The following is a 20,011-nucleotide window of genomic DNA, read 5'->3' as shown; positions in this document are numbered from 1 at the left end:
TCAACGCCGTCGAGCCATTCGACCGCCCCCACCACCACGCGGCGGACTCAGCCCCGGACACCGCGCCGTGAGCCATGTGCCCGCCCTCAACGCCGTCGAGCCATTCGACCGCCCCCACCACGCCGCGGACCTGAAGCCATGAGCCGCGTGCCCGCCCTCAGCATCGTCGGCTGGTCCGGCGCCGGGAAGACGACGCTCCTCACGCGGCTGCTCCCGGAGCTCGCCTCGCGAGGACTGCGCATCGCCGCCGTGAAGCACTCCTCGGACACCCACCCGCTCCACCGGGGAGGCAGCGACACCGCCCGCTTCCAGGAGGCCGGCGCCTGCCTCACCGGCTTCGCCACACCCCAGGGCGTGCAGCTCACCACCGGCACCGCCCCCACGGAGGCCCTTCCGGAGCTGCTCGTCCGGCTCGCGGGCACCCTGGACCTCGCGCTGGTGGAAGGCTGGAAGGACGGTCCGCTCCCCAAGCTGGAGGTGTGGCGCGAGGGATTGGGCCCGCTCCTCGCCTCCTCCCGTCCGGAGGTCTTCGCCCTCGTCACGGACGCGCTCGTGTCGAGCCCCTCCACCGCGCGGCTCCTGTCACCGCTCGACACGCGCGCCATCGCGGACGCCCTCCTCGAACACCTGCGCCCGCCCCGACGCGCGCCACTGCCGCCCCAGGATGCGCGGGGCGTGGCCTCCCGTCCGGTGCGACGCTGGAACGGCGCCACCCTCCTCCCCGCCGAGGACGACACCATCGCCGTCGAGGAGCCGCTCGAGCTGCGCGTCAACGGCGAGGCCCTGGCCACCACCATGCGGACACCCGGACATGACCGGGAGCTGGCCGTGGGCTTCCTGCTGGCCGAGGGCCTCATCCGAAGCGCGGACGACCTGGGCACCCTCTCCCACTGCGGCCGGCCGGGCGAGGAAGGCTGGGGCAATGTGCTCGAGGTCACTCCCGCCCCAGGTGTTGTCATTGACCCTGATCCACTGAAGGCCACCCGCCGGGGCACCCTCACCACCTCCGCATGTGGCGTCTGTGGCCGGCGCAGCGTGGAGGACCTGCTGTCCCGCTGCACCCCGCTCCCGCCCGGCCCCCGGCTTTCCCCAGAAGTCGTGGCCCGCGCCACTGAGCGCCTGCGCGACGTGCAGCGCAACTTCGCGCGGACCGGGGGAGTCCACGCCGCCGCCGCGCTCGATGCCGACGGCCAATTGCTGGCGTCCTTCGAGGATGTGGGCCGCCACAACGCCGTCGACAAGGTCGTGGGCGCCCTCGTCCTGGCCAGGGCCCCGCGCGCAGTCTCCACGCCGCCCGTCGCCCTGACGCGTCAGCCCGTGCTGCTCGCCGTCAGCGGACGCGTCAGCTTTGAAATCGTCCAAAAAGCAGTCATGGCCAGAATCCCAGTCATTGCAGGTGTTTCCGCGGCCAGCACGTTGGCCATCGACCTGGCGCTGCGTTCCCACGTGACGCTGGCGACGTTCGTCCGGAACGGGCGCTTCAACGTCCACACCCACCCGGAACGGCTGGAATCCGCGCAACCCCGCGAAACTCCTGGACCCTGACCCCATGCATCCATCCCACCCACGCGCTCCGTACCGTTCGCGTCAGACCGGCACCGTAGATGCAATGTGTTGGGGGACGTCACCTTCGCGCGGGGAAGCGAAGAGGCGACTCCCGGTGTTCGCTGGGACCCCCTGAGATGCGACGAGAGTCGGATGATCCAAAGATTTCACACCATGTCACGTCTTACTCACAGTGCGGGGGGTTGCAACGCGCCGCACAAGCATGGCAAAAAGCAGTTCTTTCCGACTTGAAGATTTTCAGCCTCAACGGCATCCTCTACCGGAACTGAACACTCAGTGGGCGGGTAGAGGGGGGTGGACACGATGAGCAGCGCAAGTACTGGTGCGGCGGTCGGTGCTCCTGGGTCGGCATCCGCTCAGGGCAATGTGGGGGGCGCGGCGGAAGAGCTGGTTCCCGGGCCCAAGCTGGCGCCCGGCTTCGCGGCGAAGCTGAACCTCACCGTAGACCTGGTCTTGATGTCGGCGGTGCTGACGGCCTCGGCGTGGCTGGACGGGCTGCTGTGGGCCCAGCCCGGCTGGCTGTTGCCCGCGCTGGTCGTCGCGTCCCTCATCGTGTGGATCATCACCGGCACCGCGCTGTGTCTGTACGACTCGCGCTTCGCGGAGCGCAGCAAGCTGGACCACGTGGCCCTCGTGTCGGTGACGACGCTGGCCGTCGTCACGGTGCTGGCCGTGGTGCACCTGGCGCTGCCGGAGACGATGAAGGTCCCCGGCCTTGCCCCGCTGCTCATCCTCTTCTGGCCCGTGGCGTTGCTCCTGCGGCTGTTCGTCTTCCGCTCGGTGGCCTCTCAAGAGCGCCCCACGGACACGGTGGTCATCGTCGGCACGGGCGCCATGGGCCGCTACTCCGGCGAGGACCTGGCTCGCCGCGGCCGTCGGCAGCTCATTGGCTACGTGCGCTTCCACGACGACACGGGCTCCATCGGTGAATTGCCCGCCAAGGTGCTGGGCACGGTGGATGACCTGGAGCACATCCTGCGCAACACCGCCGTGGACGAAGTCTACATCGCCGGCAACACGCTCAAGCAGGGCGAGGCGATGCAGGCGTCCATCAAGCTGGCCGAGCGCTTCGGCGTCCCCTTCGCGCTGCCCGCGCACAGCTTCCGCCTGGACCGCGCGCGTCCGGTGGACAGCCGCGCGGTGGCGGATGGCTTCCTGCACTTCGCGGCGGTGAGCCCCAAGCCGCACCAGATGGCGATGAAGCGCCTGTTCGACATCTGCGTGTCCGCCGTCGCGCTGTGGATGCTGCTGCCGCTGCTCGGCTTCGTGGCGCTCGTGGTGAAGCTCACGTCGAAGGGCCCCATCTTCTTCAAGCAGTACCGCGTCGGGCAGAACGGCAAGCCGTTCTACATGCTCAAGTTCCGCTCCATGGTGGTGAACGCGGAGGAGCTGAAGGAGAAGCTGGCCGCGCAGAACGAGCAGACCGGCCCTGTCTTCAAGATGAAGAACGACCCGCGCATCACCGGCATCGGTCGCTTCATCCGCAAGTTCTCCATCGACGAGCTGCCCCAGTTCATCAACGTGCTGCGCGGCGAGATGAGCATCGTCGGCCCGCGTCCGCCCGTGCCCAACGAGGTGGCCAAATACGAGACGTGGCAGCGCCGCCGGTTGTCGGTGCGCCCGGGCCTCACCTGCATCTGGCAGGTCTCCGGCCGCAACCAGATTTCGTTCGAGGAGTGGATGTACCTGGACATGCAGTACATCGACCACTGGACCCTCACGAGCGACCTGCGCCTCTTGCTCCAGACGGTGCCCGTCGTGATTACGGGGCGCGGGGCCAGCTAGGCTTCCAGGCGGCCTGACTTCCTCGGGGGCGGCATTGACGCGCCGCTCCCGCTCGTCTTCTATGCACACGGGCTGGCCGGCCAATTGCCGGAGCGCCCGCTCCCACCGTGACGACCCACAGCGAATCCTCTCAGCATGACGCCCAGGAGCGTGAACGCTCCCATGAGGCGATGGGCGCGGTGCGCAACGGCCTGCAGCTCGGCGGCTCGCTGCTGGTGACGTATGCCATCGCCTTCGGCATCCGTCCCCTGCTGACGCACTACCTGTCCCCGGAGGCCTTCGGGCGCTTCAACTGGGCGGACAGCTTCTCCGCCATCTTCTTCATCGCGACCAATCTCGGCCTGGAGATGTACATCCGCAAGGAGGTGTCGCGCCGGCCCGAACACGCCAGCGACTTCTTCGGCGCCTCCATGCTGGTGCGGCTGGTGCTCACGGGCGTGTTGATGGGCGCGCTCGCGCTCGTCATGAACTACCGGGACGACCCGCCGGAGATGCGCGCGCTCGTCTACGTCTTCGGCGCCGCGCAGTTGCTCGTCATGTGCAACGCGTCCATGGCGGCGCTGCTGCATGCCAAGGGCAAGGTCGCCGGACTCTCCATCTCCAACGTCGTCACCAAGCTGGTGTGGGGCGGCGGCCTGTTCGCGGTCGGCGTCATGGGCCTGCCCCTGCCGTGGCTCGCGGTGCCCGTCGTCGCGTCGGAGGCCATCAAGCTGGCGGTGGGCTGGCACCTGGCGCGCCAGCACATGGGGCTGGTGTTCCGCGTGGACTTCCCCGCGACATGGCGGGTGTTCAAGGCGGGCCTGCCCTACTTCCTCACCGCCGCGGCGCTCGCGACGAACGGGCGGCTGGACATCATGATTCTGGGGATGCTCGGCAACCACGAGGAGGTCGGCTGGTACAGCGCCGCGTGGAGCATCTCCAACGTCACCTTCGCCCTCAACCCCGTCATGGGCTGGGTGCTCCTGCCGCTGATGTCCCGCGCCGCCGCGCGCTCGGAAGAAGAAGTCAGCGCCATCGCCCGCCGCGCGCTGGAGGGCACGCTCGCCGTCACCGTCCCCATGATGATGCTCATCGTCATGGGCGCGCCCCTGTGGATTGGGCTGCTCGGCAAGGACTACTCGCTGGCCGTCAATCTGTTGCGGCTCCAGTCGCCCCTGTTCGTCCTCGCCTTCGTGACGATGACGTGCGGCGCCTGGCTCACCATGACGAACCGCGAGTGGTGGGTGACGGGCACCAGCATCTTCGGAAGCCTGCTGCTCAACCCGCTGCTCAACCTGATGCTGGTGCCGCGCATGCACGCGGCCTACGGCGACGGCGGCGGCGCGGCGGGCACCGCGATTTCCCTCCTGCTGATGGAGGTGGTCATCACCATCATCATGCTGGGCCGCATGGGCCGCTCCGCGGTGGACCGCCGGCTGCTCGTCAGGGTGGCCAAGACGGCGGTGGTCTGCGTGGCCATCGTCGCGCTGGACAGGACGGTGCTCCTCTCGCTTGAGGACTGGCCCCGGCTGGGCGTGGAGGCCACGCTGTATGTCTTCGGAGTCCTGGCGCTCGGCGCGGTGAAGCCGGGTGAAGTCCTCGCCGTGGTGAAGCTCGCGCGCCGCCGTGGCAACCCCGAACCGGAGCCGGCCGTCATCGCCGTCGCCCCCACTCCCTAGAGGAAACCGTCAGAGCCCATGTCGTCCTCGCCCCGCACCCATCGCCCCGCGCTCCACCTCCCGCCGCGCGTCCTCGCGTGCGCCGTGCTGCTCGTCGTGGCCTCCGCGTGCAGCGGGCTGGGCAAGTACACCTGGGTGGACGAGTACCAGGAGAAGCCGCCCCCGCCCGACGCCAGCTACCGCATCGCCGCAGGCGACTTGCTCAACATCCGCGTGTGGAACCAGGAGTCGCTCACCACGCAGGCGCGCGTGCGCGACGACGGGCGCATCAGCCTGCTGTTCCTGGACGACGTGGAGGCCGCGGGCCACAGCCCCGCCATGCTGTCGCAGCAAATCCAGACGCGGCTGAAGGACTACATCAACCACCCCGTCGTCACCGTGGCGCTGGAGATGGCGCGCCCCATCAAGGTGACCATGGTGGGCGAGGTCAACCGCATCGGCCCGCTGGAAATCGACGTGGGCGCAAGCCTCCTGCAGGCCCTGGCCGGCGCGGGCGGCTTCACCGAGTACGCGCACCAGGACCGCATCTTCGTCATGCGTCACGAGGACGGACAGGGCCCGCTGCGCATCCGCTTCCGCTACCAGGACCTCATCCACGCCGAGGGGCGCGCGCCGACTTTCCGCCTGCGCCCTGGTGACGTGGTGGTGGTGGAGTGAGCGGTGCTGGGGGCGGCGCTCACCGCGATGTGGCTGGAGGTCTCCTCCACCGCCATCACCTACACCGCGTCGGTGCGGGTGGACTCGCGCGTGCGCTCCAACGAGGACCCCGCCGAGGACGCGCCCTCCGTCGCCGGTGACACCGACTTCACGCCGATATTGGGCCTGGAGCGGCGCGAGGGGAACACCACCCTCCAACTGGACTACGCCCCGCGCATCAGCCTGCGCGAAGTCACCGCCCAGGCGCGCACCGAAGTGCAGCACGTGGGCCGCTTCGCCGCCCTCTGGCGTCCCGAGCGCGGCCTTTCCTTCCGGCTGAGCGAGGAGCTGGTGGTGGGCAGCGTCAACCTGCTCACCACGGACGCGCTGCCGGACTTCGACCCGGACCCGATAGACCCGGACGGCCCGCTGCGCCCGCCCGTGGGCGGCGGTCCGCTCCAGCCGCTCCCGGAGACGGACACCGTCCACTTCGTGTCGTCCGCCACCTCGCTCACCGGCGAGACGAGCTGGCTGGGACGGCGCTGGCAGTTGTCCGCCACCACCGGCTTCTCCGTCAGCGGCGGCCTGGACGGCCCGGCCCGGGAAGCCGTCCCCCTCCAGTACGGCCCGCGCCTGGACACGTCGCTGAGCCACGCGCTGTCCTCGCTCAGCGCGCTGACGACATCCGCCGCCGTCACGCACGCGCGCTTCTCCACCGGCGCCAACAACACCGTCGTGACGCTGACGGAGAGCTGGACGCGGCGGATGACGCGAAGGACTTCAGTCGAGGCCGGCGCCGGGGCCAGCATCGTCCGCTCCCTCACCGCGACGGGAGTCGACCCGGACCCCGGCGAGGAAGGCGCGGACGCAGGGCCCCGCACGGAGCTGTTGCCCAACCTCACCCTCGCGGTGGGCCACCGGATTCCCTCTCGCACCGCGGACTTCGACGGAAGGTTGGGGCTGCGAGTGTCTCCCTTCACGGACCGGCTGACGGCGCGCGTCTACCCTCGAGCGGACCTCACCGTGACGGGGACGTGGGCGCTGGGGCCTCGCGTGCGCGTGGCCACCACGGGCGGCACCGCCTTCGCGGTGGGCGGCGCGACAGGCGACCGGCTGGTGTCCGGCGGGGTGACGGCATCCTGGATTCTCAACAGTTGGATGTCGGTGGATGCCGACACACGCGGGACGTGGAGCCGCTCGCCCGAGTTGCCGGCGGCCCGCTTCCAGTGGGCGGCGGCGTTGGGCCTGTCGCTTCGTCAAACTGGTATCCTCTGAGTTCAAGGCCCATGGCGAAGCTCATCCTGATGTCCGTCCTCATCCTCACCATCACCCTCCCCGCGATGGCGGCGAGGGATGAGAATCCGATGAGGGGACTGAAGAAGGCCATCCTGTGGGTGATCCTCTTCAACGCGGCATACACCTACGGCGTCATCGTCTGGGTGCCACGGCTCGGCTTCCACTGAGCGCGACTGAGAAGAAAGGCTGACGACGGATGGAGCCCCAAATGCACACGGTTCTCCTGGTGGAGGACGCGCCCTTCTTTCGGAAGATGCTGGGCGACTACCTGCGTGCCATGGGATTCAAGGACGTGGTGGAGCTGCCCAATGGCCAGGCCGCGCTCAAGCACCTGGCGGGAGCGGCGCGTCCGGACCTCGTGTGTCTGGACCTGACGCTGCCGGATATCTCCGGCTACGACTTGTGCGAGCACATCCGCCGCACCGTGGGCATGGCGGACGTGCCGGTGCTGGTGGTGAGCGCGCGCGACTTGCCGGAGGACAAGGCCCACGCCGAGGAGGCGGGAGCCAACGGCTACCTGGGCAAGCCCTTCACGCAGGATGAGTTCTCCCGTCGGGTGGGCCAGCTCCTGAAGAGCGCCGCGGCGAGGAGGACGTCGTGACGATGCCGGCCCCCGGGCCGCGGGGTCCACAGGCCGTCCCTCCCCGACCGGCGTACACGCCGGAGCGGGCGGAGACGAATGCGCCGTCGGACCTCATCGACTGGGGCTTCGCGATTGACGCGGTCTTCTATGTGAAGAACGCGGTGCTGCGGCACTGGTTCCTGGCGCTGCTGGTGATGGTCGCGGTGTCGGGGCTGGCGGCGGGCGTCAGCAAAATCATGCCGCGCAAGTACCACGTCGAAACGCGGATGCTGACGCAACGCAACTTCATCATCGCCTCGCTGGCGAACCCGGGCCGCTCCATTCCGGTGGACGCGGACCAGCCCACGCGCGCGGCGTGGGAGATGGTGATGAAGACGGACAACATCAAGGCCATCGTCCGGGACGCGAAGCTGGTGGAGTACTGGGAGCTGCAGCGCTCGCCCATGAGCAAGCTGAAGGAGACGCTGCTGCGCAAGCCGCCGCCGCCCATGTCGGACGACGACAAGCGCGATGCGCTCACCGCCATGCTGGAGCAGGCCATGCTCGTCATGGTGGAGGGTGGCACGGGCACCGTCACCATCGGCGTGGACTGGAGCGACCCGCAGCTGGCGCTCAACATCGTGGAAGCGGCGCAGAAGAACTTCCTGGAGATGCGGCAGGCGGCGGAGATGGGTGCGGTGTCGGAGGCCATCACCATCCTCGACAAGCAGGTGATTGACGAGGGCGAGGGAATCAAACAGGCCATCGCCGCGCTGGACGCCACCGTGAAGCGCGTGGAGACGAAGCGCAAGCGCGACGAGGCCAAGGCCGCGACGCGCGGAGGCCGGAACGCGCAGGCGCAGGCGGGGCTGGGCATCAACACCAACCACCTGCTCGCGCAGATGCGGTTCATGGTGCAGACCAAGCGCCGGGCCATCTCCGACGTGGAGGAGTTCCGCGCACGGCGGCTGACGGAGCTGCGCAACCAGTTGGCCGAGCAGCGCGTCATCTACTCGCCGCAGCACCCGCTCATCACGGACCTGGAGCAGCGCATCATCGCGCTGACGGAGGACTCGCCGCAGTTGGTGGCGCTGCGCTCGGAGCTCAACGAGCTCATCAACGAGTACATGCGCAACGGCGGAGACCCGGGCGAGCTGGAGCAGGGGACGACGGGGCCGCTGTTGGGCGCGGCGGCGTTCGGCGGGCCGACGACGGCGGACAACCCGGAGGTGTCGGTGGCGGCGGACCGGGTGCGCATGCTGGTGATGCGGCATCAGGAGAAGATGCGGCGACTGGACCAGGCGAAGACGGAGCTGGAGATTTCGCGCGCGTCGATGAAGCACCGCTTCAGCGTGCTGGCGCCGCCGCAGTTTCCGGAGAAGCCGTCCAAGCCGAAGGTGCAGCTCATCCTCGCCGCGGGCGTGGTGGGTGGCATCGCCATGGGCATCTTCGCGGCGGTGGCGCTGGACATCATCCGTCGGCGCATCCTGGAGAAGTGGCAGGTGGAGCGAATCCTGAAGCTCCCGGTGCTGGCGGAGCTGGAGCGGCGCTGACGCGCGCTCGGGGGAGAGTCTCGTGACGGTGTGGACCTGGGTGGACCTGGCGCTGTGCGTGGCGCTGTTGCCGGTGGTGGTGGCGTGCGGCTACCTGCTGCTCCTGACGCTGCTGTCGTGGCGGCGCGCGGCGCCGGTGCCTCCCGCGCCCACGCGCAAGTTCGACGTGGTGATTCCCTCGCACAACGAGGAGCTGGGCATCGCCCGCACGGTGGCGAACCTGTCCGCGGTGGACTACCCCGCGTCGCTGCGGCGCATCCTCGTCGTGGCGGACAACTGCTCGGACGCCACGGCCGAGAAGGCGCGCGAGGCGGGCGCCACGGTGCTGGAGCGGCACGACACGGAGAAGCGCGGCAAGGGCTATGCGCTCGCGTACGCCTTCGAGTTCAGCCAGAAGGACGGCTTCGCTGACGCCGTCGTCGTGGTGGACGCGGACACGGTGGTGTCTCCCAACCTGCTGCACGCGTACGCGCGGCGGTTGGAGGACGGCGCGCACGCGGCGCAGGCGCACTACGGGGTGATGAACCCGACGGCGTCGTGGCGGACACGGCTGATGACGATTGCGTTGGGCATGTTCCACAAGGTGCGCTCGTCGGGGCGCGAGGCGATGGGCGTCTCCTGCGGCCTGCGCGGCAACGGCATGTGCTTCACGCACGCGGTGTTGCGCGAGGTGCCGCACGACGCCTTCAGCGTGGTGGAGGATTTGGAGTACGGCATCCGCCTGGGCCGCAAGGGCCACCGCGTGCACTACGCCTGGGAGGCGGAGGTGCAGGGGGAGATGGTCTCCGCGGAGAAGCAGAGCCGCTCGCAGCGTCAGCGCTGGGAGGGTGGACGCAGCCAGATGCGCAAGCTGCACGGCTGGCCGCTCCTGAAGGACGCGCTGAAGCAGAAGAGTGGATTGCTGCTCGACTTGTCCATGGACGTTCTGGTGCCGCCCTTGAGCCAGTTGGTGCTCGCGGCGGTGGGCAGCGCGGTGGCGGCGTCGGTGCTGGTGTGGTTGTCGGGTGGCACGGCGGTGTGGGCGTCGGCGCTGGCGGGCTTCGGGCTGATGAGCCTGGGTGCGTACGTGCTGCGCGGCTGGTGGGTGTCCGGCGTGGGGCCTCGCGGCCTGTTGGACCTGGCCTGGGCGCCTGTGTACGTCGTGTGGAAGGTGGGGCTGATGTTGCGCGGCCCCGGCGCGGAGAAGCGCGGCGAGTGGGTGCGCACCTCGCGCGAGGCCGAGCGCCCTTGATGCGTTGATGTGCCGGGCCCTCCGGGGCTCGTGACGTCCGCTTCGTGCGGAAACCATGATGGAGCCTGGAGCCTCGCGTGCGATGCGCGGCGTGGGCCCTCTGGATGATGGCTACCTCTCGAAACACAGGGGTGGGCTCTCGTGAACGCTGTCATTCCTCGGATGCTGTGTGGACTGCTGGCGCTGTTTGCCTCGCAGGCGCTGGCCCAGAGCAGCACCATCACCGGCACGGTCATCGACGCGCAGAGCCGTCAGCCCGTGCCTGAAGTGGAGGTCACCGCGACGTCGCCCAATCTCCAGGGCGAACAGACGGTCCTCACCGATGCCCAGGGCGAATACCTCATCCCCCAGCTCCCTCCCGGCGTGTACACCCTTCGCTACGAGAAGGAGCAGTACAAGCCCTACGCGCGGAGCGACGTGCAACTGCGGCTGAACCGCACCATCCGCGTCAACATCGAACTGCGCCCCGAGTCCCTCGGAGAGACAGTGGAGATTTCCGGCGCCATGCCGACCATCGGCGAGGGCAACTGTCCCACGGGCGTCAACGTGGACCAGCAGTTCATCAAGCGCATCGCCGCTCCCGGTTCGGGCGGCACGTCACGGTCCTTCGAATCCCTGGCCGAGCTGGCCCCGAGTGCCGAGAGCGACCAGTACGGCGTGCCCATCGAGGAGGCGATCACCGTCGTGAGCGCGGCCCCTGTGTACAACCTCTCCCCCGCGATGCCCGGCATGTCGATGACGCTGCGGCTCCATCCCCTTCCGTCGGGGCAGCCCCTCAGGAGACTCCGGCGCGGCGAGCCAATGACTCGCGCGCACTACTTCGACATGTACTTCAAGGGGTACGGGGTGAACCCCACGGTGGAGACGGAGGACGAGCGCTTCTCCACCTTCTCCGTGGACACCGACACCGCCTCGTACACCCTGGCGCGCGCATATCTGGAGCGCTCGGTGCTCCCCAGTGAGGGAGCCGTGCGCGTAGAGGAGTTCGTCAACACGTTCGACCATGCCTATCCGGGCCCCGTCGAGGCCCCCTTCAACGTCCACGTGGAGGGCTTTCCTTCCCCCGCGCGCAAGGGCTACCAGGTGGTGCGCATCGGCGTGAAGGCTCGCGAGGTGAGCGACGCGCAGCGCAAGCCGAGCCACCTCGTCTTCGTCATCGATGTCTCCGGTTCGATGCAGGGAGACCAGCGGCTCGGGCTGGTGAAGCGGGCCCTGCTGTTGCTGGTGAACGAGCTGGACGCGAGAGACCGGGTCTCCATCGTCGTCTACGGCTCCGAGGCGCGGCAGGTGCTGCCTCCCACGAGCGCGGAAGACAAGGAGCGCCTGCTCACCGCCATCGACGGGCTGCACAGTGAGGGCTCCACCAACGCACAGGCCGGCATGGAGCTCGGCTATCGAATCGCCTCCGAGCACCTCCTCGAAGGAGGCACCAACCGCGTCATCCTCTGCTCGGACGGAGTGGCCAACAACGGCATCACCGACGCGGACGGCATCTGGTCGCGAGTGAAGAACTTCGCCGCGCAAGGCATCACCCTGTCCACCGTGGGCTTCGGCATGGGCCACTACAACGACGTGCTCATGGAGCGGCTGGCCCAGGTGGGTGAGGGCAACTACGCCTACGTGGACCGCCTGAAGGAAGCGCATCGCATCTTCGTGAAGAACCTCACGGGGACGCTCCAGGTGGTGGCCAAGGACGTGAAGCTTCAGGTGGAGTTCGACCCGAAGGCCGTCTCGCGTTACCGGCTGCTCGGTTACGAGAACCGGATGCTGTCCAAGGAGCAGTTCCGCGATGACCGCGTGGACGCGGGTGAGGTGGGCGCGGGCCACTCCGTCACCGCGCTCTACGAGGTGAAGCTGAACAAACCCGCGCCGAGCCTGGGCACGCTGCGCATCCGCTACAAGGCGCCGGAGGGTGGGGACTCGAAGGAACTGGAGACCAAGCTGGCTCGCGGTGCGCTCCAGGCCAGCTATGGGGCGGCGGCACCCACCGCACGACTGGCTTATGTGGCGGCGGCCCTGGCGGAGAAGCTGCGGGGTTCCTACTGGACGCGCGCGCTCACGTACGGCGCCCTGGTGGAGCTGTGGGAGGGCCTGGGCGCCCCCCTGAAGGCACGAGAGGACGTGAGCGAACTGGGCGGCCTCATCCAAAGGGCGGCCTCACTGGACCAGCGTCAGGACCTCTTCGAGTCGTTCGCTCCGGTGAAGTCGATGGACTTCGACCACGAACCCTCGGGGCCCCAGGACGTCGGGCTCGAATGAAGGACGTGCCGAAACCATGATGAAGCCTGGAGCCTCGCGTGCGGTGCGAGGCACGGGCGTTCTGGATGATGGCCACCTTTCGAAACGCAGGGGTGGGCTCTCGTGAACGCTGTCATTCCTCGGATGCTGTGTGGCCTGCTGGGGCTCTTCGCCTCGCAGGCGCTGGCCCAGAGCAGCGCCTTGGTCGGCACCGTCATCGACGCACGGAGCCTCGAGCCCCTGGCCGGCGTGGTCGTCACGGTGACGTCGCCCACGTTCCTGGGCGAAATCGCCGTGCTCACCGACGCCCAGGGCACCTATCGCATCCTCGAGCTTTCGCCCGGCATGCACACCCTGGTGTTCCAGAAGGAGCCGTACCAGCCCTTCATGCGCGACAACGTCCAACTGCGACCGAACCGCACCCGCCGCGTCAACATCGCGCTGCCGCTCGTCCCCATCGATGAGCCGTTGGAGGTCATCGGCAAGCCACCCCTCATCGACGCGGGCGCACGGAACACGTGCGTCAACATGAGCGAGGAGTTCGTCAAGTGCACCGACGTCGTCCGGCCGGTCGTGCGGGGCCAGGGCAACGACTCTCGCGCGACCAAGTGCTGGCCCGAGGCCGAGGCCAGGCCCGAGCCCGTGAAGCAGGAGCCCCCCGTCAGCCACGCGCCCCCTCGGTACAACTTCTCCCCCGCCATGCCCGGCATGTCGATGACGCTGCGGCTCCATCCCGTCCCCAGCGTCGAGGTCCCCAGAAGCCCCCGGCGCGGCGCGCCACCGAGCCGCACGCGCCTCCTTCGTCATGCACCTCCGAGGACGTCAGCGAGCCGCGCGACCTCCTCCACGAAGCGGCCTCGGGCCACCTGCGCCAGGACCGCATCGAGTCGTTCGCTCCGGTGAACACTTGGGACCCCGTCAGTTCGGCCGCTCGCTCACGCTGAGGACCGTCACGCGGCCGTCCGGGATGAGCGCCACCCTGTAGACATGGGTATCCGCGCCGAAGCGCACCAGGTACGTGTAGACGCGGTCATCGCCCACCACCTCCCGCTGGGCCAGCACCAGGGGCCCCGCGGCGCCAAGGCGCTCGAGCAGCTCGCGGAAGTGCGGCAGCGCCTCATCGACGAGCCACTTCGGGGCATACGCGAAGCGGGCGCGGTCCACGGTCCCCATCCGGACATCCTCGAGCAACTCCGTGAGCTGGGCGGTGACCTGGGGCTCACCGTCCTCGATGGGCCCAAGCTTCGGCACGGCGAGCGCGGGGTTGACGATGGCGGCGATGCCCTCGACGAATCTCGCAGGGCTGGCTCGATTCGTGTTGGCCAGCACGATGATGGACAGCGAGTCCCCGAGGAAGCGGGAGTAGACGGTGCGGAAACCCTGCCATGCACCGCCATGCTGATGCAGGGGCTTTCCGTTGCGCTCCAGGAGCTGCCAGCCAAACCCATACGGCTGGGTGGCCCCGCTGTTGAGCCGCGCGGGGGACAGGATTTCGCGCCAGCTCTCCTCGCTCAGCAGGGAGCGCTGCTGCACGGCGGCGTCCCACGCCAGCATGTCCTTCAACGAGAAGTAGAGCGACCCATCTCCCGTGGTGTTGAGGGACTGGGAGACCCAGGTCTGGTGCTTCACCTCGCTGCCCACCAGTCGATAGCCGGAGGAGCGGTTGGGAATGACGTCGGCCTCGCTGATGCCGCGCGCCGTCTTCATCCCCGCGGGCTTGAAGACCTTCGTGGCGAGGACTTCGCCGTAGGGCGTCCCCGCGACGCGATTCACCAGGAGCCCCAAAAGGACATAGCCGGAGTTGCTGTAGCTCCACCGCACGCCCGCGGGGAAATCCAGGGGCAGCGCGTAGATGAACCGGGCGAACTCCTCGTCCGTGTAGTCCTTGCGCTCGTCGAGCTGGCCCTCCAGGTCCTGGATGCCGGAGGTGTGATTCAACAGGTGGCGCACGGTGATGGGCGCCCACGAGGCCGGAGCGTCGGGGAAGTACTTCGTGATGGAGTCCGACAGCGAAATCCTGCCGGCCTCCACCTGGGCCATCACCGCCATCGTGGTGAACATCTTCCCCACGGAGCCTGACTGGAACAGCGTGTCCGTCCCCACGGGGACGCGGTGCTCCAGGTTGGCGGAGCCATAGCCCTTCGCCAGGACGACGCGCCCATGCTGCACGACGCCCACCGCGAGCCCCACCACGCCCTGACGCTTCTGCTCCGCGCGAACGAACGCGTCGATGCGCTCACGAAGCGAGCCCTGTGCCGCCGCGGGCCCCGCCGCGAGCAGCCCGACAAGGACGACGACGAACGCCGAGAAGGACCGCGAACCACGTCGCATGAAAGCTCCTGACCCAAGAGGACGCCGCACCAGAGCATCCCCGGCCTCCACTCGTGAAGAGGAAGGACGACACCGGGACAGGTCCTTGCCGCGTGAGAAGCATGTGGAGCGCCCCATGATGAAACGATGACTCAGCAAAGAGGCGCACGTGCGGTTCACGCGGTGCGACTCACGGACGATGGACACCTCTCCAAGCTCCGAGGTGGACGTCATGACGCCAGTCATTCGCGGTGTGCTGTGTGGCCTGTTGCTGCTGTTCGCCCTGCCCGCGCTGGCACGGAAGGCCACGGGCACCCTCATCGGCACGGTCATCGACTCACGCAGCCACAAGTCCCTCGTCGACGTGGAGGTGACCGCGACCTCGCTCCAGCAGTCTGGCTCCTGGTCGGCGAAGACCGACACCTGGGGCAGCTACCGGATGACCACGCTTCCACCGGGCGTCTACACACTGCGCTTCGCGGGCAAGCAGTTCTATCCCAGCATCCGGCACCAGGTCCGCGTCCAGGCAGGGCGAACCCAGCGCGCCGACGCCAGCCTGCTTCCCGATAACTCTCGCGGCGAAGGCATCGAGGTCGTCATCACGCCACCTCCTGGCACACGGCAAATCATCGACGTGGCAAGCACGGCGGCGGGCGTCAACGTGGACCAGGAGTTCATCAAGCGCATCGCCGTCGCTCGGCCTGGAGGCCGGGGTGGACCCTCTCGCTCCCATGAGTCCCTCGCGGGCACGAGCAACAACGAGGAGTACGGAGTCCCCGTCGCGAACCCCGGCCCCATCTCCCCCAACATCCCCAACACCAGCTACGGCATCGGTCCCGCCGGCCTCGTCGAGTCCCGCCGCGCCTACGGCGTCAACGGCCCACCGCCGGGCACGTCCGTCAGCCACGCCTCCGCTCCCACGCCTCCGGCGGCCACGCCCGTTGCCCTCCCCGCTCCAGCGAGCCCGCCGCCCGCGCCCCTCGTCCCGCCGAACGGCGCCCGGTTCCTCGACATGTACTTCAAGGGCCACGGGGTGAACCCCACGGTGAACACGGAGGAGGAGCGCTTCTCCACCTTCTCCGTGGACACGGACACGGCCTCGTACACGCTGACTCGCGCGTACCTGGAGCGCCAGGCCCTCCCCGACGAACAGGCCGTGCGCGTGGAGGAGTTCGTCAACACCTTCGACTACGGCTACGCGGACGCGGAGGACGCGCCGTTCGGCGTCCACGTGGAGGGCTTTCCCTCGCCCGTGCGCAAGGGCTACCAGGTGGTGCGCATCGGCGTGAAGGCGCGCGAGGTGAGCGACGCACAGCGCAAGCCGAGCCACCTCGTCTTCGTCATCGACGTCTCCGGTTCGATGAACATGGAGAACCGGCTCGGGCTGGTGAAGCACGCGCTGCGGATGCTGGTGGAGGAGCTCGATGAGCGGGACTTCGTGTCCATCGTCGTCTACGGCTCCCAGGCTCGCCGGGTGCTGGCGCCCACGAGCGCGACCCAGCAGGCCCGCCTGCTCGAAGCCATCGACGGGCTCTACAGCGAGGGCTCCACCAACGCGCAGGAGGGGCTGGAGCTGGGCTATCAAATCGCCTCCGAGCACCTCATCCCGGGAGGCATCAACCGCGTCATCCTTTGCTCGGACGGCGTGGCCAACGTCGGCGTCTCCGACGCGGATGGCATCTGGGCCAAGGTGAAGGGCTTCGCCGCGCGGGGCATCACCCTGTCCACCGTGGGCTTCGGCATGGGCAACTACAACGACGCGCTGATGGAGCGCCTGTCCCACGTGGGCGAGGGCAACTACGCCTACGTGGATGGCCTGAAGGAAGCGCACCGCATCTTCGTGCAGAACCTCACCGGGACACTGCAGGTGGTGGCCAAGGACGTGAAGCTCCAGGTGGAGTTCGACCCGAAGGACGTCTCCCTGTACCGGTTGCTCGGCTACGAGAACCGGATGCTGACGAAGCAGCAGTTTCGCGATGACCGCGTGGACGCGGGCGAGGTGGGCGCGGGCCACTCAGTCACCGCGCTCTACGAGGTGAAGCTGCGTGAGGGCGCCTCGAACCTGGGCACGCTGCGCATCCGCTACAAGGCGCCGGAGGGTGGGGACTCGAAGGAGCTGGAGATGAAGCTGCCCGTCACCGCGCTGCGGCCCTCCTTCGCCACCGCCGAGTCGACGACGCGTCTGGCCTACGTGGCGGCGGCCTTCGCGGAGAAGCTCCGGGGCTCCTACTGGACGCGGCCCCTGACGTACGACTCGCTGCTGGAGCTGTGGCGGGGCGTGGGCCTGAAGGACCGTCAGGACGTGAGCGAGCTGGGGGACCTCATCCGCAAGGCGGCGGCGCTCGACCAGCGGCAGGACCGCTTCGAGTCGCTCGCCCCCTTGAAGAGCATGGACTACGACCAGGCGCCCTCGGTGCTCTAACTAGCGCTCTCGCGCGCGCAGCTCCAGGTAGCGTCGGATGAGCCTGAGGCGGGCGCGCTCGAACAGCGCCCCGTCGTCGGGCACCGCCCACGCGTGGGGGATGAGCTGCTCGGCGACCTGCATCGCGAACGCCGGGTCGCCCGCGTCACTCACCCGCTGGAGCCACTCGTAATCCTGGAGGCCCTGGCGGATGAGCTTCAACCGGATGGAGGGCAGCGGCACCTCCGTGGTGCCTCCGATGACCGATGTCAGCCCCGGATAGAAGAGCGTGCCGTCCCCGTTGCCGTTGAAGCGGAACTGCGTGGTCCACGCCGTGGAGAGCAGCCCCACCGTCTGGTAGTACAGCTCACCGGTGGCACCCATGCGGAAGGTCAGCCACTGCATGCCCCGCGCCTTCGCCGCCGAGCGGTCCACCATGTACGAGGGCCAGCCCTGCCCCGGCTTGTTCTCCGGCGGCGGCGGCTCGCCCTCCACACAGCCGTGGCTCATGCAACTCTGATACAGCCAGAGTTCGCGGTTCGGCCTGGCGAGGAAGGCGTCGTACTTCGGCCGCTGGTTGCCCTCGTACGGGGGCTGCGTCCCGTCGATGAAGTTCACCAGGACGCTGAGGATGTCGATGTCCTCGATGAGTCCATGCGCCTGGGTCTCCGTCACGGTGGTGGTGAGGAACGTGCGCAGGTCCGGCGCGGCGGCGCGCGTGAGCCGAGCCCGCTCCGTGACGGCCTCCCAGGACGTGCCATAGGGCGGCTCGTCACCCACGTAGTCGAACGAGCGGCTCAGCCAGCCTCGGGTGCGAGCCTCGTGCTCGAACTCCGCGAGGTCCGGCGCGGTGCCGGGCCCCAGGTACTGGAGGCTCGTCATGCGCGCGCCGGGCAGGGGGTTCGGCGCCGAGCCGTCGAGGAACGGGCCCCAGCGCGCGGCGAAGGTGTCGTAGTCGGGCAGGTCCCAGGTGGGCTGCTCGGGGAGGCGGGGGAACGCGCTCGCCAGGGTGAAGCGGTGGGACAGCGCCAGTTGGTGGAACTGCTTCAGCAGGCGCACCTGGGTGTCCACGGGACAGCTCGGGTCGCCGGTGAAGGCGCGGCAGACGTGGGGCGGCCACAGCAGGAAGGCCGTGCGCAGGGAGGGCGTGCTGGACAGCGTGGCCTCCACCACGGTGACTCGGACCTTCACGTACTCGCGCAAGCCCCGGCCCGTCACCTCGACGAGACCGTGGTAGCGCCCGGGGCGCGCATGCTCGGGCACGCGCACATCCACCCAGAGGCCCCGAGCCTCCCGGGCGGGGACGTCGAACGGGAAGGCCGAGCGCTGCTCACCGACGACCTCGTCCACGTCCGGAATCAGCCCGTCCGGCCAGCGCCCTGGCTCCGTGTCCGGCGGGGTGGGCCGGGTGATGTCCAGGAGGGCCTCGCGGTAGAGAAGGATGTCCGCTCCGTCGATGCGACGAAGGCCGTTCCAGAGGGCGGGAAGCCGCGCCCGGACGTCCCGCAGGCCCGAGGTGCCTCCGTACAGGCCCACCTGAAAGGAGAGGTATTCGTTCCGGGCGCCGACCAGCTCCACCTCCCGTTCAACCCGAGGCTGCGTCTGGGGCCGTATCTTCACCATGGAGCTCTCGACCCAGACGGGGCCAGGGCGGGGATGGGCGGCGGAGACCCCGGACAGCACCAGCGACAGGATGAACCCCTGGATGAGCAAGCGCATGGGACGGAAGGCTAGTGAGTCCAGGGCACCCCGGAGGATTCACTCCGGACGGAAGGTCGGCTTTCACACGCTGCGCCCGGGTGTCGGGCCGGGCTGCCCCCGGGTGGATCCACCCCACCGCGTCCTCCTCCGTGACGAAACCATGACCAGGTCAGGAGCCTCTCGGGGAGATCATCCCGAGGAGCTTCCGGATGATGGTGTTCTCTCGACGCTCCGAGGTTGACCGCATGAAGTCCGTCCTTCGTGGGGTGCTGTGTGGACTCATGTGGTGGGTGGCCCCGGCCGCCTGGGCTCAGTCCGAGGACGTCCGCGTCACCGCCACTCGGAACCCGGGACCTGGCACGGACGAGTCGCTGACGGGGTGCGTGGGCGAGGAGGAGAAGGCGCCCCGCTTGGAGGCAGGTGAAGCGAGCCGCACGTCCACGGTGAGGCGGCGCCCGAACCGTCCCGTGGTCGCCCTGGATGCGGCGCGAGCCACCGGGCCCATCGAGACGTTGGAGCCAGGGAGTGTCGCGCCGACCGTCGACGTGGGTTCCATGACAACGGGGGTTCAGGTGGACCAGGAGTTCCTCCGACGCATCGCCGTCACGGGCTCGGAGGTGCGCATCCGTATGGGGGACGAGATGGAGCGGATCTCCGACGTCCCGGAGTTCACCGAGGTAATGAGCCTGCGCAACACGCCCCTCATCAGCCTGCGCGGGTCATGGGCAACGGGGGAGGCTCAGGGCGCGCCCGTCACGCAAGGCGCGGAGGCCGACGAGGGCGAGCGTCGCGTGAGCATGGGACTCCAAGGTCCGCCGCGGGGCTTCCAGTCCCTGGCGGAGCTGGCACCGGGGACTCCCGAGCAGCTCCTGCGCGAAAGCCTGGAGGAGCAGTCCTCGCGGACATCGGTGTCGAGCGTCTCGAAGCGCTGAAGCGAAGAGCGTCGGGCTCAGGGCCCGCGAGGGCATCGGCGGCCATGCTGAAACCGTGATGCAGCGACGAGCCGGGCGTGAGGCTTGTCGCGGGCCAGGTCGAGAACATGGACACCTCACTCGCGAGTCTGAACGAGGTTTC

The 20,011-nt window shown here is 68.9% G+C and carries 15 protein-coding genes; 13 read left to right on the top strand and 2 right to left on the bottom strand.

Annotation, left to right across the window (positions count from 1 at the left end; translation table 11 throughout):
• The first annotated feature begins 138 nt into the window (after positions 1 to 138).
• From mobB to HUA78_RS40485, 11 genes are all read left to right on the top strand, one after another.
• Positions 139 to 1,545, top strand: a complete 1,407-nt coding sequence (gene mobB, locus HUA78_RS40535; protein ID WP_174478648.1) for a molybdopterin-guanine dinucleotide biosynthesis protein B — start codon at positions 139 to 141, stop codon at positions 1,543 to 1,545.
• A gap of 315 nt (positions 1,546 to 1,860) precedes the next feature.
• On the top strand, positions 1,861 to 3,351 hold the full coding sequence (gene epsZ / locus HUA78_RS40530) for an exopolysaccharide biosynthesis polyisoprenyl-phosphate hexose-1-phosphate transferase EpsZ (protein ID WP_174478647.1): 1,491 nt from the start codon (positions 1,861 to 1,863) through the stop codon (positions 3,349 to 3,351).
• A gap of 107 nt (positions 3,352 to 3,458) precedes the next feature.
• Positions 3,459 to 5,009, top strand: coding sequence for an exopolysaccharide biosynthesis flippase (wzx, locus tag HUA78_RS40525; RefSeq protein WP_371745782.1), 1,551 nt, complete (start codon positions 3,459 to 3,461; stop codon positions 5,007 to 5,009).
• 18 nt (positions 5,010 to 5,027) lie between these two features.
• The gene (epsY, locus tag HUA78_RS40520) at positions 5,028 to 5,666 is read left to right on the top strand and encodes an exopolysaccharide export protein EpsY (protein ID WP_174456161.1); all 639 of its coding nucleotides are present in this window, start codon (positions 5,028 to 5,030) and stop codon (positions 5,664 to 5,666) included.
• A gap of 3 nt (positions 5,667 to 5,669) precedes the next feature.
• Complete coding sequence (gene epsX, locus HUA78_RS40515; protein WP_174460410.1) at positions 5,670 to 6,920, top strand: exopolysaccharide export protein EpsX; 1,251 nt, start codon at positions 5,670 to 5,672, stop codon at positions 6,918 to 6,920.
• Positions 6,921 to 6,931: 11 nt separating this feature from the next.
• On the top strand, positions 6,932 to 7,108 hold the full coding sequence (locus tag HUA78_RS40510) for a hypothetical protein (RefSeq protein WP_174456159.1): 177 nt from the start codon (positions 6,932 to 6,934) through the stop codon (positions 7,106 to 7,108).
• Between the two features lie 29 nt (positions 7,109 to 7,137).
• Positions 7,138 to 7,542, top strand: a complete 405-nt coding sequence (gene epsW / locus HUA78_RS40505; protein WP_141647184.1) for an exopolysaccharide biosynthesis response regulator EpsW — start codon at positions 7,138 to 7,140, stop codon at positions 7,540 to 7,542.
• Positions 7,543 to 7,544: 2 nt separating this feature from the next.
• The gene (epsV, locus tag HUA78_RS40500; RefSeq protein WP_217439474.1) at positions 7,545 to 9,056 is read left to right on the top strand and encodes a PCP family exopolysaccharide biosynthesis protein EpsV; all 1,512 of its coding nucleotides are present in this window, start codon (positions 7,545 to 7,547) and stop codon (positions 9,054 to 9,056) included.
• 22 nt (positions 9,057 to 9,078) lie between these two features.
• The gene (epsU, locus tag HUA78_RS40495; protein ID WP_174478646.1) at positions 9,079 to 10,287 is read left to right on the top strand and encodes an exopolysaccharide biosynthesis GT2 family glycosyltransferase EpsU; all 1,209 of its coding nucleotides are present in this window, start codon (positions 9,079 to 9,081) and stop codon (positions 10,285 to 10,287) included.
• Between the two features lie 141 nt (positions 10,288 to 10,428).
• Positions 10,429 to 12,546 (top strand): von Willebrand factor type A domain-containing protein, encoded by a 2,118-nt coding sequence (locus tag HUA78_RS40490; protein WP_174478645.1) that lies wholly within the window; start codon positions 10,429 to 10,431, stop codon positions 12,544 to 12,546.
• Between the two features lie 102 nt (positions 12,547 to 12,648).
• Complete coding sequence (locus tag HUA78_RS40485) at positions 12,649 to 13,428, top strand: carboxypeptidase-like regulatory domain-containing protein (protein WP_174478644.1); 780 nt, start codon at positions 12,649 to 12,651, stop codon at positions 13,426 to 13,428.
• Positions 13,429 to 13,443: 15 nt separating this feature from the next.
• On the opposite strand, the gene HUA78_RS40480 is transcribed toward HUA78_RS40485, so the two are convergent.
• Complete coding sequence (locus tag HUA78_RS40480) at positions 13,444 to 14,856, bottom strand: serine hydrolase (RefSeq protein WP_174478643.1); 1,413 nt, start codon at positions 14,854 to 14,856, stop codon at positions 13,444 to 13,446.
• 211 nt (positions 14,857 to 15,067) lie between these two features.
• Between HUA78_RS40480 and HUA78_RS40475 the strand changes: the two genes are divergently transcribed.
• Positions 15,068 to 17,257, top strand: a complete 2,190-nt coding sequence (locus HUA78_RS40475; protein WP_174478642.1) for a von Willebrand factor type A domain-containing protein — start codon at positions 15,068 to 15,070, stop codon at positions 17,255 to 17,257.
• Here the strand turns inward: HUA78_RS40475 and HUA78_RS40470 are convergent, their stop codons facing one another.
• Positions 17,258 to 18,955, bottom strand: a complete 1,698-nt coding sequence (locus HUA78_RS40470; protein WP_174478641.1) for a DUF4091 domain-containing protein — start codon at positions 18,953 to 18,955, stop codon at positions 17,258 to 17,260.
• Positions 18,956 to 19,182: 227 nt separating this feature from the next.
• On the opposite strand from HUA78_RS40470, the gene HUA78_RS40465 reads away from it, so the two are divergent.
• Positions 19,183 to 19,869, top strand: a complete 687-nt coding sequence (locus tag HUA78_RS40465; protein WP_174478640.1) for a hypothetical protein — start codon at positions 19,183 to 19,185, stop codon at positions 19,867 to 19,869.
• Positions 19,870 to 20,011: the final 142 nt, after the last annotated feature.

Source organism: Myxococcus sp. CA033, assembly GCF_013336625.1.
GTDB classification, from domain to species: domain Bacteria; phylum Myxococcota; class Myxococcia; order Myxococcales; family Myxococcaceae; genus Myxococcus; species Myxococcus llanfairpwllgwyngyllgogerychwyrndrobwllllantysiliogogogochensis.
Note: the sequence above shows the minus strand (reverse complement) of the source record. Positions and strands in the feature narration are given on the sequence as shown.